General features: G+C 72.3%; 12 protein-coding genes and 2 tRNA genes. 4 read left to right on the forward strand and 10 right to left on the reverse strand.

Annotated features, from left to right (window positions below; translation table 11 throughout):
- Window positions 1-62 precede the first annotated feature (62 nt).
- On the reverse strand, window positions 63-1229 hold the full coding sequence (locus J3A75_RS02390; protein ID WP_012322493.1) for a transglycosylase SLT domain-containing protein: 1167 nt from the start codon (window positions 1227-1229) through the stop codon (window positions 63-65).
- A 229-nt stretch (window positions 1230-1458) separates the two neighbouring features.
- Here J3A75_RS02390 and alaS point away from each other — a divergent pair, with 229 nt between their 5' ends.
- Complete coding sequence (gene alaS, locus J3A75_RS02395) at window positions 1459-4137, forward strand: alanine--tRNA ligase (protein ID WP_029359418.1); 2679 nt, start codon at window positions 1459-1461, stop codon at window positions 4135-4137.
- Window positions 4138-4307: 170 nt separating this feature from the next.
- On the opposite strand, the gene J3A75_RS02400 is transcribed toward alaS, so the two are convergent.
- From J3A75_RS02400 to mdeB, 6 genes are all read right to left on the reverse strand, one after another.
- Window positions 4308-4577: a hypothetical protein gene (locus J3A75_RS02400; protein WP_012322495.1), complete on the reverse strand. Its 270-nt coding sequence runs from the start codon at window positions 4575-4577 to the stop codon at window positions 4308-4310.
- A gap of 104 nt (window positions 4578-4681) precedes the next feature.
- Entirely contained in the window at window positions 4682-5092 is a 411-nt protein-coding gene (locus tag J3A75_RS02405) for a DUF2147 domain-containing protein (RefSeq protein WP_071000604.1), read from the reverse strand.
- A 35-nt stretch (window positions 5093-5127) separates the two neighbouring features.
- Entirely contained in the window at window positions 5128-5874 is a 747-nt protein-coding gene (locus tag J3A75_RS02410) for a hypothetical protein (RefSeq protein ID WP_059409162.1), read from the reverse strand.
- A gap of 190 nt (window positions 5875-6064) precedes the next feature.
- On the reverse strand, window positions 6065-7786 hold the full coding sequence (gene lpdA / locus J3A75_RS02415; RefSeq protein WP_071000800.1) for a dihydrolipoyl dehydrogenase: 1722 nt from the start codon (window positions 7784-7786) through the stop codon (window positions 6065-6067).
- Window positions 7787-7797: 11 nt separating this feature from the next.
- Complete coding sequence (locus J3A75_RS02420; protein ID WP_071000605.1) at window positions 7798-9159, reverse strand: 2-oxo acid dehydrogenase subunit E2; 1362 nt, start codon at window positions 9157-9159, stop codon at window positions 7798-7800.
- 75 nt (window positions 9160-9234) lie between these two features.
- A complete protein-coding gene (gene mdeB, locus J3A75_RS02425; RefSeq protein ID WP_012322500.1) occupies window positions 9235-11910 on the reverse strand; it encodes an alpha-ketoglutarate dehydrogenase in 2676 nt (891 codons plus the stop codon).
- A 198-nt stretch (window positions 11911-12108) separates the two neighbouring features.
- On the opposite strand from mdeB, the gene J3A75_RS02430 reads away from it, so the two are divergent.
- Window positions 12109-12597: an Lrp/AsnC family transcriptional regulator gene (locus J3A75_RS02430; protein WP_012322501.1), complete on the forward strand. Its 489-nt coding sequence runs from the start codon at window positions 12109-12111 to the stop codon at window positions 12595-12597.
- A gap of 98 nt (window positions 12598-12695) precedes the next feature.
- On the opposite strand, the gene J3A75_RS02435 is transcribed toward J3A75_RS02430, so the two are convergent.
- The 3 genes from J3A75_RS02435 to J3A75_RS02445 form a co-directional block, all read right to left on the reverse strand.
- Window positions 12696-12771: transfer RNA gene (locus tag J3A75_RS02435), tRNA-Ala, on the reverse strand.
- 55 nt (window positions 12772-12826) lie between these two features.
- Window positions 12827-12902: transfer RNA gene (locus J3A75_RS02440), tRNA-Ala, on the reverse strand.
- Between the two features lie 162 nt (window positions 12903-13064).
- On the reverse strand, window positions 13065-13451 hold the full coding sequence (locus J3A75_RS02445; protein WP_012322502.1) for a TIGR02300 family protein: 387 nt from the start codon (window positions 13449-13451) through the stop codon (window positions 13065-13067).
- Window positions 13452-13719: 268 nt separating this feature from the next.
- On the opposite strand from J3A75_RS02445, the gene aroA reads away from it, so the two are divergent.
- Window positions 13720-15069: a 3-phosphoshikimate 1-carboxyvinyltransferase gene (aroA, locus tag J3A75_RS02450; protein WP_053621804.1), complete on the forward strand. Its 1350-nt coding sequence runs from the start codon at window positions 13720-13722 to the stop codon at window positions 15067-15069.
- 5 nt (window positions 15070-15074) lie between these two features.
- Window positions 15075-15713 (forward strand): (d)CMP kinase, encoded by a 639-nt coding sequence (cmk, locus tag J3A75_RS02455; protein ID WP_012322504.1) that lies wholly within the window; start codon window positions 15075-15077, stop codon window positions 15711-15713.
- Window positions 15714-15802: the final 89 nt, after the last annotated feature.

A 15802-nucleotide genomic window follows, 5' to 3' on the forward strand; every position in this document is an offset into this window, starting at 1 on the left:
AGTCGGCAATCCGCCGCTGGTTGCGCCGGGGGTTCGGAATCCCGCCCGGCGTCACAGGGCCGTTACTGCGTGACGAGGCCGGCGTCGGCGTCGGCATACGCCATGATTCCGGAGACCTGGCGGACGTTCTGATAGCGCGTCCCGCGGGTGCTCATCATCGCCTCGAACTTCTCGTGCACCTGCGCGACCGACAGGCTCAGGGGCTTGCGGTGGCGGCCGCGCCCGACGAAGCGCCCGGCTGCGAAGAAGATCGAGCGGTTGGCGCGGGCGGGACCCGGGAGCAGCGCCGCCGCGGCGGCGGCCGGCTTGTTCACGACGTTGGCGAGGAACTCCTCGGCATCGTCCGGCCCGAGGAAGTGAGCGAGGTAGACCTCGCCGAGGGTCAGCTCGCGGCCGATGCGCAGGGCGATGCGGGCGGCGTCGCGCTTCAGCATCTCGCCGGCCATGAGGGCCGACAGGTACGGGTCGCGGCGCAGTTCCAGCACCCGGGCGCGCTCCGCCGGATCGGTGATCACCGGCCGGTCGTTGGCGTCGGATGTGATCAGCGCGGCCTCCTTCTCCAGCCCGTACTTGGCGCCGAAGTCGCGCACCACGCCGAGCCAGGTCCGCTCGATGAACTGGTAGAGGCCCGTCGCCGAGGAGGTCTTGGCCTGGACCGCCGTGACGAAACTCGATTCCTTGTCGGCCACCGCCATCAGCAGCACCGGATCGGTCTGGACCGCCTGGGCCGCCCGGACGATCGTCTGCACGAGGTGGCGCCGGATCTTCATCGGGCCGAACTCGAGGATGTCGTTCGGGTCGCCGACGGCGCTCTCCGAGAGCAGGAAGTCGTACGACACCCGGTCGACCGTGTTGGAGCCGAGCTCGGTGTCGAGGTCGTGAACCGGGGCGAAGCTGGCGGCTGCGCGCAGCGGCGTCTGCTCGAGCGGGGTGCTGAGGGCGACGGTGTGGATGCGCGGGCGCGGCATCGGGATCTCGGTAGCGGCCTCCGCCACCGACACGGCGGGCGACAGGCCGACTTTGGCGAGGTCCACGCCCGATCCGATCAGCGCGGCGCTGAGGCCGCCCGCGATCATCGAGACGGTGAGCAGCGAGCGGAATAGCGCGGGGCGGCTGCCATGGGCGCGGCCCAGCATGGGCTGTGCGGCGATCACGTCGGCGCGGCCCGAGCCGAAATGGCCCTGCTTACCGGCGATGGTCCTCGGCGATCCGACCGTGCGGCCCTGCATCGTTATCCCGACTCTCCACACGCCGTCGTGGCGCGACGGACTCACCATCGCTTGACAGATGTGGCGACAACACGGCCGTGCTTGTGGCCGAGTTGCGGCGTCCCGAGGAGATTTCGGGGCAGGCCGCCCGTGACTCGCGCGGCATCCCTCCTTAAGAGGGCGCCATGCGGGCGCCGGGCGGATGACGCGCGGCCGCCCTTTCCCGTCCGTCCTGCCAGAGTCAGCCCCGATGAGCGGCGTCAACGAGATCCGGTCGACCTTCCTCGACTACTTCGCCAAGGCGGGCCACGAGGTCGTGCCGTCCTCGAGCCTCGTGCCGAAGAACGACCCGACGCTGATGTTCACGAATGCCGGCATGGTGCAGTTCAAGAACGTCTTCACCGGGATGGAGAAGCGCGCCTACGACCGGGCGACGACGGCGCAGAAATGCGTGCGGGCCGGCGGCAAGCACAACGACCTCGACAATGTCGGGTACACCGCGCGCCATCACACGTTCTTCGAGATGCTCGGCAACTTCTCATTCGGCGACTACTTCAAGGACCGCGCGATCGAGCTGGCCTGGACGCTGATCACCAAGGAGTTCGGCCTCAAGCCCGACAAGCTCCTCGTCACCGTCTACGCCGACGACGACGAGGCCGCAGGCCTGTGGAAGAAGATCGCCGGCTTCTCCGACGACAAGATCATCCGGATCGGGACCTCCGACAATTTCTGGCAGATGGGCGATACCGGCCCGTGCGGCCCCTGCTCGGAGATCTTCATCGACCAGGGCCCGGCGCTGCAGGGCGGCCCGCCCGGCTCGCCGGACGAGGACGGCGACCGCTTCCTCGAGTTCTGGAACCTCGTGTTCATGCAGTACGAGCAGCTGGAGCCGGGCGTCCGGAACCCGCTGCCGCGGCCGTCGATCGACACCGGCATGGGCCTGGAGCGCATGGCGGCGATCCTCCAGGGCGTCCACTCGAACTACGACACCGACCTGTTCCGCGCCCTGATCGACGCCGTCGCTCACGCGGTCTCGCGGGCGCCGGAGCCGGCCACGATGGCGTCCTACCGGGTGATCGCCGACCACCTGCGGGCGTCCTCCTTCCTGGTGGCCGACGGCGTGCTGCCGGGCAACGAGGGCCGCGGCTACGTGCTGCGCCGGATCATGCGCCGGGCCATGCGTCACGCCGAGATCCTCGGCGCTCGCGAGCCCACCATGTTCCGCCTCGTGCCGACCCTCGTGCGCGAGATGGGCCAGGCCTACCCGGAGCTGATGCGGGCCGAGAGCCTGATCGCCGAGACCCTGAAGCTCGAGGAGACCCGCTTCCGCCGCACTCTGGAGCGGGGCCTGTCGATCCTCGACGCCGAGAGCCGCGACCTCCGGGAGGGCGACAAGCTCTCCGGCGAGACCGCCTTCACCCTCTACGACACCTACGGTTTCCCCCTCGACCTGACGCAGGACGCCCTCAAGGCCCGCGGCATCGGCGTGGACACCGACGCCTTCGCGGCGGCGATGCAGCGCCAGAAGCAGGCGGCCCGCGAGGCCTGGAAGGGCTCCGGCGAAGCGGCCACCGAGACGGTGTGGTTCGGCCTGCGCGAGCGCGTCGGCGCCACGGAGTTCCTGGGCTACGAGACAGAGAACGCCGAGGGCATCGTCACGGCGCTCCTGCGCGACGGCGCCGAGGTGACCACCCTCGCGGCGGGCCAGACCGGCCTCGTGCTCGTCAACCAGACGCCGTTCTACGGAGAATCGGGCGGCCAGGTCGGCGATACCGGGCTGATCCTGGCTCCGGGCGTGCGGGCGCGGGTCACCGACACACAGAAGAAGCTCGGCGACGTGTTCGTCCACCACGTCACTGTCGAGGAGGGGGCTCTGAGCCTCGACCAGCCGGTCGAGCTCAAGGTCGACAACGTCCGCCGGAAGGCGATCCGGGCCAACCACTCGGCCACCCACCTGCTGCACGAGGCCCTGCGGCAGGTTCTGGGCGACCACGTCGCTCAGAAGGGCTCCCTGGTCAGCCCCGAGCGCCTGCGCTTCGACATCAGCCACCCGAAGCCGATCGAGGCCGACGAACTCGCCCGGGTCGAGGACATCGCCAACGCGGTGCTGCTGCAGAACGCGCCCGTCGTCACGAAGCTGATGGCGGTCGACGACGCGATCGCGTCGGGCGCCCGCGCGCTGTTCGGCGAGAAGTACGGCGACGAGGTGCGGGTGGTCTCGATGGGGCTGCCGGTCGACGGCGAGGCCGCGCAACCGCGCGCCAGGAACTTCTCCGTGGAGCTCTGCGGCGGCACCCACGCCGCGCGCACCGGCGACATCGGGGCGATCACCATCGTGGCGGAGAGCGCGGTGGGCGCGGGCGTGCGCCGGATCGAGGCGCTGACGGCCGACGCGGCGCGCCGCCATCGGGCCGAGGAGGCCCGGACGCTCGCGGCGCTCGCCGGCATCCTCAGGGCGCCGGTCGCGGAGGCGCCCGACCGCCTGACCGCGCTGATGGAGGATCGGCGGCGCCTGGAGCGCGAGCTGGCCGAGACCCGCCGCAAGCTCGCCATGGGCGGCGAGGGCGGCCCGGGCACGGGCGCGCAGCAGACCGAGATCGGCGGCGTCGCCTTCCGCCGCTCCGTCATCGAGGGGCTCGACATGCGCGACCTCAAGCCGATCGTCGACGAGGAGAAGAAGCGCCTGGGCTCCGGCATCGTGGCGGTGGTCGGCATCGGACCGGACGGCAAGGCCGGGCTGGTGGTCGGCGTCACCGACGACCTGACCGCGCGCTACGACGCGGTCGGGCTGGTCCGGGCCGGCGCCGGGGCGCTCGGCGGGAAGGGCGGCGGCGGCCGCCGCGACATGGCGCAGGCCGGCGGCCCGAACGGGGCCGGGGCCGAGGCCGCCCTCGACGCCGTCGCGCAGGCCCTCACCGAGGCCGCCTGAGGCGCGACGGCCCGCGGAACGGCCGCAGCGTCACCGGCGCGGCCCGATCGTCCTCCGCGAGACCGGCGCGGTCGCCCCGAGAGGGCCCCGCGCCCGCTCCGGCCCCGGGCGAACACCGCGGCCCCCCTCGCGGGTCCTGCACCGCGCGGGTCACCGGGGGGCAGGCGCCATCACCGGCTGCCGCCGCCACCACCGCCCTGCGGCGCGACCCGCGACGGCTGGTTGGCATTGCCCGCCGCCGCCGAGTTGTTGGAGATCGTGTCCGCCGGCCGGCCGGTGGGCGAGTAGCTCACGGCGGCTTCGTTCCCGGTGGCGTCGATCTGCTGGCTCACCACGCCCGGCGCGCCGGGAGCGGGCGCGACGGGCCGGGCCTCGACCTGGGCGCTGGCCGGAGCGACGGTGGCGAGGGCGAGAAGGGCGGCGAGACATGTCCGGGTCATGAGAATCCTTGCTGATTCCAGACCCTGGCAACCTCGGTCGCGCGCGATCGATCCCGCGATGTTGCGACGCGGCACCGTCTCGCTTCGGCACCGGCCGCGCGCGCTCACTTCACGCGCGTCCAGGTCTGCCGCTTGCAGAACACGCTCATGACGCAGCCGGAGACCTCGAGCGAGTCGGGTCCCGTGAGCTTCAGCGAACCGGAATAGGTCTTGCCGTCATTCGGGTTGTAGAGAGACCCCGAGAAGCCGCCGCCTTCGGGCTGTCGCGCGTCGAGGATCTGGACGCCGACGACGCTGCGGCCGCGCAGGGCCGGATCCGGGTTCTTCGCGTCGAGCCCCTTCCCGGGCGCGCTGAGGATCGTGCCGCAATAGCCGCCGCCGCAGGGCGCGATGCGGACTTTCGAGCTGCCGGTCTCCGTCAGCCAGACGCCGGCCGGGTCGACAGCCAGCGCCGGTCCGCACGCCGCTCCCGTCGCGAGCAGAGCCAGTATCGTGCGACGAAGCCTCGAACCCATTCCTGTTCCTCCCAACCGAGAACGCGGTCGGGTTCTTACCGCGATGCCTGCGGTAGCGCACCGCCCAGATACGTCTCGACGACCTCGCAGAACGGCTGCCCGGCCCCGGTCGACAGCACGGCGTCGATCTCGAAGAGCGGATCGTCCGGTCCGGGCGCGGCGCTCCGCACCGGCGCGCGTACCTCGACGGTGCTGCGCACCGGGGCGAGGGGGCGCACGACCCGGCCGAAGGGGGTGCGGGTGGTGTCCAGCGTCGCGTTCATCTCCGGCGTGAGCCGGGCCGGCACGTACCAGTTATCCGCCTCGGACAGCACGCGGTCGCCGCAGGCGAGGCGGACGCGGCGGTAGCGCACCGGCTCGTCCGGGCCGATCCCGAGACGGGCGCGCTGCGCGGCCGTCAGGGGCTTGTCGGCCACGGGCACGCGTTCCGCCACGAGGTGCGGGTCTCCGGCGAGCTTGTAGTCGGCACACCAGCTCTCAAGGGCGAAGGTCGCGCTGTGCGCCGCCAGGATGCGGCTGCGTAGCGAGGCGATGAGCGCCTGCGGTCCCTCGGCCGGTGACGGCGCGTCGGCCGGCTTCGGCGCGACGGCGGCATCGCGTGCCCAGCCCGGTGACACGGTCACCGCGACCGATCCCAGCAGCACCGCGAGGGCGAGGGGCGGCACCCGGAGGCCGGGTGCGGGCCCGGTGCGCCGACGGTCCCTGCACGCCGATCGATCCCGCACCCGTGACGGCACAATGCGGACGGCATGGCGGGAAGACTTTCCGGTGTGCCACAGCATCTCGGGCTATATCCTCGCAGCTGAACCACCAGATCTTCGCCAGCTGCCGCAGCGCCGAGGCCCGGCAGAACGCGCCGGCCGGGCCGCTTCCCGGCCGAGCCGGCGACGGAGGGCGAGATCTAGACAACACGCGGCGATCCGTCGAGCCGGCCGCGCGTCGGGACGGCCGAGTTTGGGCCCGTCGACGCGCCTACCGACGGGCCAACGGGGGCAGGTCGGTGCAGAGGCCGAGGCCGGCTTCCGCCGCGAGTCCGATGGTCTCGCCGAGTGTCGGGTGGGGGTGGATCGTCCGGCCGATATCGGTGGCGTCGGCGCCCATCTCGATCGCCAGCGCGACCTCGCCGATCATGTCGCCGGCGCTTGGGCCGACGATGGCGCCGCCAACGACGCGCCTGGTCTGCGCGTCGAACAGCAGCTTGGTCAGGCCGTAATCGGCGCCGTTGGCGATGGCCCGGCCCGAAGCGGCCCAGGGGAAGCGCGCCACCTCGACGGCCCGCCCGGCCGCCTTCGCGGCCGTCTCGGTGAGTCCGGCCCAGGCGATCTCCGGGTCGGTGTAGGCGACCGAGGGGATGACGGCCGCGTCGAACCCGGCCTTGTGGCCGGCGGCCGCCTCGGCGGCGACGTGGCCCTGATGCACCGCCTTGTGGGCGAGCATCGGCTGGCCGACGCAATCGCCGATGGCGAAGATGTGCGGCACGTTCGTGCGCATCTGGGCGTCCACCGGCACGAAGCCGCCGTCCAGCGCCACGCCGGCCGCGTCGAGACCGAGCGTCGCCCCGTTGGGCCGGCGGCCTGCGGCCTGGAGCACGAGGTCGTAGGTTCCGGGCTCGGCCTCACCCGAGAAGGTCACGGCGATCCCGTCCGGTCTCGCCTCGGCGGAGACGACCTCGACCCCCGTCAGGACGCGGTCGAAACGGTGCGCGTTGCGCTTCGTCCAGACGCTCACGAGATCCCGGTCGACGCCCTCGAGCAGGCTGGGCAGGCGCTCCACCACGTCGACCCGCGCGCCGAGCGCGCTGTAGACGGTCGCCATCTCCAGGCCGATGATGCCGCCGCCGATCACCAGAAGCCGGCGCGGCACCGCGGGCAGTTCCAGCGCCCCGGTGGAATTCACGATCCGCGGGTCGTCCGGGAGCATCGGCAGGGCCACCGGCGCCGAGCCCGCCGCCACGACGGCGCCCGTGAAGGTGATGTCGCGCGTGCCGCCGTCGTGCAGCGTCACCGAGACCGTGTCGGGCCCGGTGAAGCGGGCGGTCCCGCGGACCACCTCGACCTTGCGCTGGCGCGCCATCTGGGCGAGCCCGTCGGTGAGGCGGCGGACAGTGCCGGCCTTGAAGGTCCGCAGCTTCTCCAGATCGACCGTCGGCGCGCCGAAGCTGATCCCGTGCGCGGCCAGCCGGACGGCCTCCTCGGTGACCGCGGCCACGTGCAGCAGCGCTTTCGACGGGATGCAGCCCACGTTGAGGCAGACGCCGCCGAGGGTCGCGTGGCGCTCGACCAGGACCACCCGCTGCCCGAGATCGGCGGCCCGGAAGGCGGCCGAGTAGCCGCCCGGTCCGCCGCCGATCACCAGGAGGTCGCAGCCCGCCTCCGCCCGGGGCTCCGGCGGCGGCGCGGCGGGGCGCGGCGCGGGGACCGGAGCGGTGAGCGGCTCGGCGCGCGCGCCGGGCGCCTCGACCGCGAGGCGGGCGACGAGGGTGCCGGCCGAGACCGTGTCGCCGAGGCCGACCAGCATCTCCACGAGGCGGCCAGCCGCTGGGGAAGGGATGTCCAGCGTCGCCTTGTCGGACTCGACCACCAGCAGGGTCTGGTCCTTGTCGACCGGCTGGCCGGGCGCCACCGGGATCTCGATGACGGGCACGTCGGCGTAGTCCCCGAGATCGGGGACGCGGATGTCGAAGGTCTCGGGCATGGCGGCGGCCGTCACAGGAGGGCGCGGCGCAGGTCCGACAGGACCGACGCCACGTGGCCGAGGAAGCGGGCGGCGGCGACGCCGTCCACGACGCGATGGTCCCAAGAGAGGCTGAGCGGCAGGATCAGGCGCGGCTGGAAGGCTTTGCCGTCCCACACCGCCTCGGTGCGGGAGCGCGCCGCGCCCAGGATGGCGACCTCGGGGGCGTTGATGATCGGGGTGAAGCCGTCGCCGCCGATGCCGCCGAGCGACGAGACCGAGAAGCAGCCGCCCTGCATGTCGGAGCCCGGAAGGGTTCCGGACCGGGCCTTCTCGGCCATCGCGGCCATCTCGGTGGCGATCTCGATGAGGCCCTTGCGGTCGCAGTCGCGCACCACCGGCACCATCAGGCCCTTCGGCGTATCCACCGCGAAGCCGACATGGACGTAGCCCTTCAGGACGAGGTCGCCGCCCTCGAGCGAGGCGTTGAATCGCGGGTAGGCGCGCAGCGCCGAGGCCGCCGCCTTGATCAGGAAGGCGACCATGGTGACCCGGGCAGGCGGCGTGCGCGTCTCCTTGTTCAGGCCGAGCCGGAACGACTCGATCTCGGTGACGTCGGCACGGTCGAAATTGGTCACGTGCGGGATCGTCAGCCAGTTGCGGCTGAGATTCGCCCCCGAGAGGCTCTGGATGCGCGACAACGGTTCGCGCCGGACCGGCCCGTACTTGGCGAAGTCCACCTCCGGCCAGGGCGGTAGGCCGGCGCCGATCCCGGACGCGGCGACGGGCGCCTGGGCCGGCGCACCGAGGGCCGCCTTGACGAAGGCGTGCACGTCCTCGCGCAGGATCCGCCCCTTCGGCCCGGTGGCGGCGACGCGGTCGAGACCCACGCCGAGCTCGCGGGCGAGCTGGCGGACGGACGGGCTGGCATGCACGTCGCCGCGGGTCGCCTGAATCGGCTCCGACGAGGCGCGACCGACTCCGTCTGCCGTCCGGGAGAGGGGCGGGGTGAGGGGGGCGCCGTCTCCGGAATGCCCTGATCTCTCACCCTGTCCCTCTCCCGCACGGGAGAGGGGCGCCGCGCTCCGGTCGGGGGGCGCCGAGGCCGCGACAGCGGGCGATGTGTCAGGCACCGGTGCGGCCCCGCCGCCCTCCGCGGGCTCCACCGTCAGGATCGGCGTTCCCTCCGACACCTTCGACCCCACCGCGACCAGCAACTCGCGCACGATGCCGGCGACCGGGGAGGGGACCTCCATGGTGGCCTTGTCGGACTCGATGCTCAGGATCAGGTCGTCCACCGCGAGACGGTCGCCGGGCTTCACCAGAAGCTCGATGACCGGCACGTCCCGGTAGTCGCCGATATCCGGAAGGGCGATCTGCAGCGCGGCGCTCATGCGGTCGGATGTCCGTAGGTCGGGCGTTCGGAGAAGGGGTGGGACGGGCGGCGCCCCTCGGCGGGGCGCCCGGCCTCAGATCGTCCAGGGCGCGGGCGCGTCCGCCGCGATGCTGTAGCGGCGGATCGCGTCCGCCACCGTCGCACGCGGCACCGTGCCGGCCTCGGCGAGGGCGTGCAGGGCGGCGACGACGACGTGCTGCCGGTCGACCTCGAAGAAGCGGCGGAGCGCGTTGCGGGTGTCGCTCCGCCCGAACCCGTCGGTGCCGAGGGCGACGAATCGCGCGCCGACATAGGAGGCGATCAGCTGCGGGTAAGCCCGGACGTAGTCGCTCGCCGCGACGACGGGCGCCGGGCCCGGCAGCAGCGCCGCCACGTGGCTGACCGGCGCCTCGGCCTCCGGGTTGAGCATCGCCTGCCGCTCGGCCTCGCGGGCATCGCGGGCCAGCTCGCTGAAGCTCGTCACGCTGAACACCTCGGCCGCGACGCCGAAATCCTGCGCGAGCAGCGCCGCCGCCGCGATCACCTCCGGCAGGATCGCTCCGGAGCCGAGGAGGCGCACGGCGGCGCTTCCCGCCTCAGGCCCCGACAGGCGGTACATGCCCTTCAGGATCCCGGCCTCCGCTCCCTGCGGCATGGAGGGCTGGGCGTAGTTCTCGTTCATCGCGGTGAGGTAGTAGAAGGCGTCCTCGCCCTCCTCCATCATCGCCCGGGCCCCCCGGTCGACGATCACCGCCATCTCGTACGCGAAGGCCGGATCGTAGGCCCGGCAGTTCGGGATCGCGGCGGCCTGCATGTGGCTCGATCCGTCCTGATGCTGCAGGCCCTCGCCGCCGAGCGTCGTGCGGCCCGCCGTGGCGCCGATCAGGAAGCCGCGGGCCCGCTGGTCGGCCGCCGCCCAGATCAGGTCGCCGACTCGCTGGAAGCCGAACATCGAGTAGTAGATGTAGAACGGCAGCATCGACAGGCCGTGGACGCTGTAGGACGTGGCCGCCGCGGTCCAGGACGAGATCGCCCCGGCCTCGGTGATGCCCTCCTCCAATAGCTGCCCGTCCCGGGCCTCGCGGTAGTAGAGCATGGAGCCGGCATCCTCCGGCTCGTAGAGCTGCCCCTGCGGCGCGTAGATCCCGACCTGCCGGAACAGGTTGGCCATGCCGAAGGTCCGCGCCTCGTCGGCGACGATCGGCACGATGCGCGGCCCGAGATCCTTGTGCTTCAGGAGGTTGCCGAACAGGCGCACCACCGCCGTGGTCGTCGACATCTCCTTGCCGCCGGCCTCCAGGGCGAAGCCCGCGTAAGTGGAGAGCGCCGGAACCGCGACGGTCGGCGCGGTGCGGCGGCGAGCCGGCAGGACGCCGCCGAGTGTCTCCCGGCGCTCGCGCAGGTAGCGCATCTCGGCGCCGTCCTCGGCCGGCTTGTAGAAGGCGAGACCCTCCACCTGGGCATCCGACAGCGGCAGGGCGAACCGGTCGCGGAACGCCCGCAGCGCGTCGACGTCGAGCTTCTTGGCCTGGTGGGCGGTCATGCGCGACTCGCCCGCGCCGCCCATGCCGTAGCCCTTCTTGGTCTTGGCCAGGATCACCGTCGGCCGGCCCTTGGTGGCCTTGGCGGCCGCGAAGGCCGCGTAGAGCTTGCGGAAGTCGTGGCCGCCGCGCTTCAGCCGGTCGACGTCGGCGTCCGACATGTGGGCGACGAGCTCGCGCACCTCCGGGTCCTCGCCGAAGAAGTGCGCGAGGTTGTAGGCGCCGTCCTTGGCGCCGAGCGTCTGGTACTTGCCGTCCACCGTCTCGGCGAAGCGGCGCAGCAGGGCGTGGTTGGTGTCGCGGGCGAAGATCCCGTCCCACTCCGAGCCCCACAGCACCTTGATGACGTTCCAGCCGGCGCCGCGGAACAGGCTCTCCAGCTCCTGGATGATCTGGCCGTTGCCGCGCACCGGCCCGTCGAGCCGCTGCAGGTTGCAGTTGATGACGAAGGTCAGGTTGTCGAGATTCTCGCGTGCCGCCAACGCGAGGCCGCCGATCGACTCGGGCTCGTCCATCTCGCCGTCGCCGAACACGCCCCAGACGTGGCGGCCGGCGGTGTCGGCGAGGCCCCGGTCGCCGAGGTAGCGCATGAATCGCGCCTGGTAGACCGCGTGGATCGGCCCGATGCCCATCGAGCCGGTGGGGACCTGCCAGAAATCCGGCATCAGCCAGGGATGCGGGTAGGAGCACAGCCCGTCGCCGGCGATCTCCTGGCGGTAGTGCTTCAGCTGCTCCTCGGAGAGCCGGCCCTCGAGGAAGGCCCGGGCGTAGACGCCCGGCGCCGAGTGCGGCTGGAAATAGACGAGGTCGCCGTCCGTGCCGCCCTTGAAGAAGTGGTTGAACCCGACCTCGAACAGCTCCGCCGCCGAGGCGTAGCTCGCCACGTGGCCGCCGAGCTCGCCGTAGGCCATATTGGCGCGCACCACCATGGCGAGGGCGTTCCAGCGCATGATCGAGGTCAGGCGCTCCTCGATGTCGAGGTCGCCGGGGTAGCGCGGCTGCTTCTCCAGCGCGATCGTGTTCCGGTAGGGCGAGTAGGGCAGGGCCTCGTCGAGGATGCCGATCTCCTTCGAGCGCCGCTCCAGGCGGTCGAGGATGAACCGGGCCCGGGCCGCGCCCTCGGTGCGGAAGACGGATTCCAGCGCGGCGAGCCAGTCCTGGGTCTCGGCCGGGTCGTGATCCACCTCGGCGGACCGCGCGATCGTGGCTTTCGGCGGTATGGCGTTCATCGGCGCGGCCTCCCTGTTCAGCGCGATCATACGGGGATCGCCGCGGCGGGACATGCCGATTATTTGCTGTGTTTCCGCGTTGCGCGGATTGATATTTCGCGATGCCGGTTATAGGCGGCAAATCATGCCGCGCCGGTCATTGCTCCCGATCCGGCGCCCGTGGCTGCGCACAGCGGCCGGAGACCGGAGATCGAACCCATGCCCGCACGTCCGGCCGCCCTCGACGCCGCGAGCTTGCGCATCCTCGAATGCTTGCAGCAGGACAGCGAGATCAGCGTCGCGGACCTCGCCGAACGGGTGGGTCTGTCGACGTCGCCGTGCTGGCGCCGCGTCAACGACCTGAAGGAGGCGGGCGTGATCCGCGGCTGCGTGGCGGTGGTCGACCCGCTCAGTCTCGGGCTCGCGGTCAACGTGTTCGTCCACGTGTCGCTGGAGAAGCAGACCCAGGCCGCGCTCCAGGCGTTCGACGAGGCGGTGCGCGGCCGACCGGAGGTGATGGAGTGCTACCTGATGAGCGGCGAGGCCGACTACATGCTCCGGGTCGTGGTCGAGGATCTCGGCCAGTACCAGAAGCTCGTCCTCGATCACCTCACGCGGATCCCCGGCGTGGCCAACATCCGCTCGAGCTTCGCGCTCGGGCAGGTGAAGTACACGACCGCCCTGCCGCTCGGGCACCTGACCCGCTGACGAGCGCGGCGACCGCCTGGGCTCCCGGTGTCGAATCTAGAGGACCGAAGGATCTCGGGGGCGGAGGCCCGAGAGGGCCGCGTCGCGCGCGAGAGGAATGGTGGAGCCTAACGGGATCGAACCGATGACCTCTTCCATGCCATGGAAGCGCTCTCCCAGCTGAGCTAAGGCCCCATATTTTCAACAGCGGTCCGCATCCCCGACAGGGCTGCGTCACGCAAGGGTGGAATGGTGGAGCCTAACGGGATCGAACCGATGACCTCTTCCATGCCATGGAAGCGCTCTCCCAGCTGAGCTAAGGCCCCACTTTAACACCCGCCGCGGTTTGGGTCCCGCGGGGTCTCGCCGTTCCGGGTCGCGGCCGGCGAGGCCGGTTCTATAGGCGGCTCGCCTCGCGGACTCAACCCCCTTTTTCGCTGCCGCCCGAGGTTTCTGCGGGGGGCTGGGTCGGGGGTATGGAGGCCGCCTCAACCCTCCTCGTCGTTCTCGATATCGCCGTCGATCAGGTCGGAGACGTCGTCGTCGCCGGCGTCCTCTTCCTCCAAGAAGGTGTCGTCGTCCGAAGAGTCCCCGTCCTCGACCGAGTCGTCCTCGGGCGTCGGATCCGCGTCGTCCTCTGCGGCTTCGACTTCGTCGAGGGAGACCATCTCCGGCCCCTTCTCGTCCGTCTCGTCCTCATCGTCGTTGTTGGCCGGCCCCCGCGACAGTGCCGGGGGCGCCGCACGGCTGGACGTGGCGACCGCTTGGTAGACCGCGCCGCATTTCGGGCAGACGGCGGGATCGCGGGCGAGGTCGTAGAACTTCGCGCCGCAGCTCATGCACTGGCGCTTCAAGCCAAGTTCCGGTCGGGCCACGGGCGGACACCTCGTCGTCAGTACTGTCTCGGGGGAGGGGCCCCGTTAGTCGCGGTGGCGGCCCCTGTCAATCGACCCCGCGCAGGGCGCTCGGAGCGGCGCGCGCCGGCGCTCCGCGGCCTGGGATCGGCGCGGGCGACGGGTGGATGACGGCGGGCGGTGCCCGTGTTAACCGCGCGGCGATTTCACCGTCCGATTGCAGCGCCGCGGCACGCCCGCGCGACGCGCCGGATCCAGGCCCACGTCTCAGAGCCCGAACGGACGTCCCGTGTCGCACGATTCGAGTCCCCAGCCCCTCACCGCCGCGCCGGGCGCTCCGCTGCGCGGACGCCTGCGCCCGCCCGGCGACAAGTCGATCTCGCACCGGTCCATGATCCTCGGCCTGCTCAGCCAGGGCGAGACGCGGGTCGAAGGTCTGCTGGAGGGCGACGACGTCCTGCGCACCGCCGCCGCCGCGAAGGCGCTCGGGGCGGGTGTCGAGCGCCTCGGTCCGGGCCGCTGGCGGGTCCAGGGCGTCGGTATCGGCGGCCTCGGCGATCCGGCCGACGTGCTCGATTTCGGCAATGCCGGCACGGGTTCCCGGCTGATGATGGGCGTGGTCGGCGGACAGCCGGTAACCGCGACCTTCGACGGCGACGCCTCCCTCCGCTCGCGGCCGATGCGCCGCATCCTCGACCCCCTCACCCGGATGGGCACGCAGGTCCTGTCCGAGGCCGAGGGCGGCCGGGTTCCCCTGACCCTGCGGGGCCCCAGGGAGGCGATCCCGATCACCTACGAGACCCCGGCGGCCTCGGCGCAGATCAAGTCGGCGGTGCTGCTCGCCGGGCTCAACGCGCCCGGCGTCACCACCGTGATCGAGGCGGCCGCGACCCGGGACCACACCGAGCGGATGCTGCGCCTGTTCGGCGCCGCGGTCAGCGTCGAGCCGCACGGTCCGGGCGGCCACGGCCGCAAGGTCGCGCTGACCGGTCAGCCGACCCTGCGCGGCACCGACGTGGTGGTGCCGGCCGACCCGTCCTCGGCGGCGTTCCCGCTGGTGGCGGCGCTGATCGCGCCCGGCTCCGACGTGGTGATCGAGGGCGTGATGATGAACCCGCTGCGCATCGGGCTGATCACGACGCTCCTCGAGATGGGCGCGCAGATCGAGCGCGTGGCCGAGCGGGAGGAGGGCGGCGAGACCGTGGCCGACCTGCGCGTGCGCGCGAGCCGCCTGAACGGCGTCGACGTGCCGGCCGAGCGGGCGCCCGCGATGATCGACGAGTACCCGGTGCTGGCGGTGGCGGCGAGCTTCGCGGAGGGCCGGACCCGGATGAGCGGCCTGCACGAGCTGCGGGTGAAGGAATCGGACCGCCTCGCCGCCGTGGCGGCCGGGCTGGCGGCCAACGGTGTCCGCCACACGGTCGAGGGCGACGACCTCGTGGTCGAGGGCGACGGCGCCGCGGCGCCGGGCGGCGGGACGGTCGAGACCCATCTCGATCACCGCATCGCCATGGCGTTCCTGGTGATGGGACTCGCGGCGCGGAACCCGGTCACGGTCGATGACGGCGCGATGATCGCCACGAGCTTCCCGAGCTTCCTTCCGACCATGCAGGCCCTCGGCGGCCGGATCGGGGCGTGACCGCCATGCCGCTCGTCATCGCTATCGACGGACCGGCCGCGTCCGGCAAGGGCACCCTCGCCAAGCGCCTGGCCGATCATTACGGCCTGCCGCATCTCGACACCGGACTCCTCTATCGGGCGGTTGCGCTGGCGGTCATCGATGCGGGCCTGTCGCTGGACGATGCCGCGGCCGCGGCGCGGGCTGCCCAGGCCCTCGACGCCGGCCGGCTCGAAGACCCGCGACTGCGCGAGCGGGCGATGGGCGAGGCGGCCTCCCGCGTCTCGTCGGTGCCCGAGGTCCGCGCCGGTCTGCTCGCGTGGCAGCGCCGCTTCGCCGCCGACCCGCAGGGGGCGGTGCTCGATGGGCGCGACATCGGCACGGTGGTCTGCCCCGAGGCCTCGGTGAAGCTGTTCATCACCGCCTCATCCGAGGAGCGCGCCCGCCGCCGCCACCGGGAACTGGCTGGCCGCGGCGAGGCCGCGACCTTCGCGGCGATCCTGGCCGATATCGAGGCCCGCGACGCTCGGGACGCGTCGCGCAGCGCCGCGCCCCTGCGCATGGCCGACGACGCGGTCCGGCTCGACACCACGGAGCTCGACGCGGACGCGGCTTTCAACGAGGCCCGCGACATCGTCGAGCGGACCCGCGGCGACGCGGCCTGAGGGTTGTCCACCTCCGTCGTGTTGACCCCCCGGGCCCGCTCACCTATTGCGGACGCGCCGTCCCCGACGGGCCGCCGCGCGGCCCGGGA

Source organism: Methylobacterium sp. PvP105, assembly GCF_017876975.1.
Classification (GTDB): domain Bacteria; phylum Pseudomonadota; class Alphaproteobacteria; order Rhizobiales; family Beijerinckiaceae; genus Methylobacterium; species Methylobacterium radiotolerans.

Bases quoted from the DNA above. Each gene is read 5' to 3' on its own strand.
- J3A75_RS02390 (WP_012322493.1), bottom strand. From the start codon at position 1,229: ATGCAGGGCCGCACGGTCGGATCGCCGAGGACCATCGCCGGTAAGCAG.
- alaS (WP_029359418.1), top strand. From the start codon at position 1,459: ATGAGCGGCGTCAACGAGATCCGGTCGACCTTCCTCGACTACTTCGCC.
- J3A75_RS02400 (WP_012322495.1), bottom strand. From the start codon at position 4,577: ATGACCCGGACATGTCTCGCCGCCCTTCTCGCCCTCGCCACCGTCGCT.
- J3A75_RS02405 (WP_071000604.1), bottom strand. From the start codon at position 5,092: ATGGGTTCGAGGCTTCGTCGCACGATACTGGCTCTGCTCGCGACGGGA.
- J3A75_RS02410 (WP_059409162.1), bottom strand. From the start codon at position 5,874: ATGCTGTGGCACACCGGAAAGTCTTCCCGCCATGCCGTCCGCATTGTG.
- lpdA (WP_071000800.1), bottom strand. From the start codon at position 7,786: ATGCCCGAGACCTTCGACATCCGCGTCCCCGATCTCGGGGACTACGCC.
- J3A75_RS02420 (WP_071000605.1), bottom strand. From the start codon at position 9,159: ATGAGCGCCGCGCTGCAGATCGCCCTTCCGGATATCGGCGACTACCGG.
- mdeB (WP_012322500.1), bottom strand. From the start codon at position 11,910: ATGAACGCCATACCGCCGAAAGCCACGATCGCGCGGTCCGCCGAGGTG.
- J3A75_RS02430 (WP_012322501.1), top strand. From the start codon at position 12,109: ATGCCCGCACGTCCGGCCGCCCTCGACGCCGCGAGCTTGCGCATCCTC.
- cmk (WP_012322504.1), top strand. From the start codon at position 15,075: ATGCCGCTCGTCATCGCTATCGACGGACCGGCCGCGTCCGGCAAGGGC.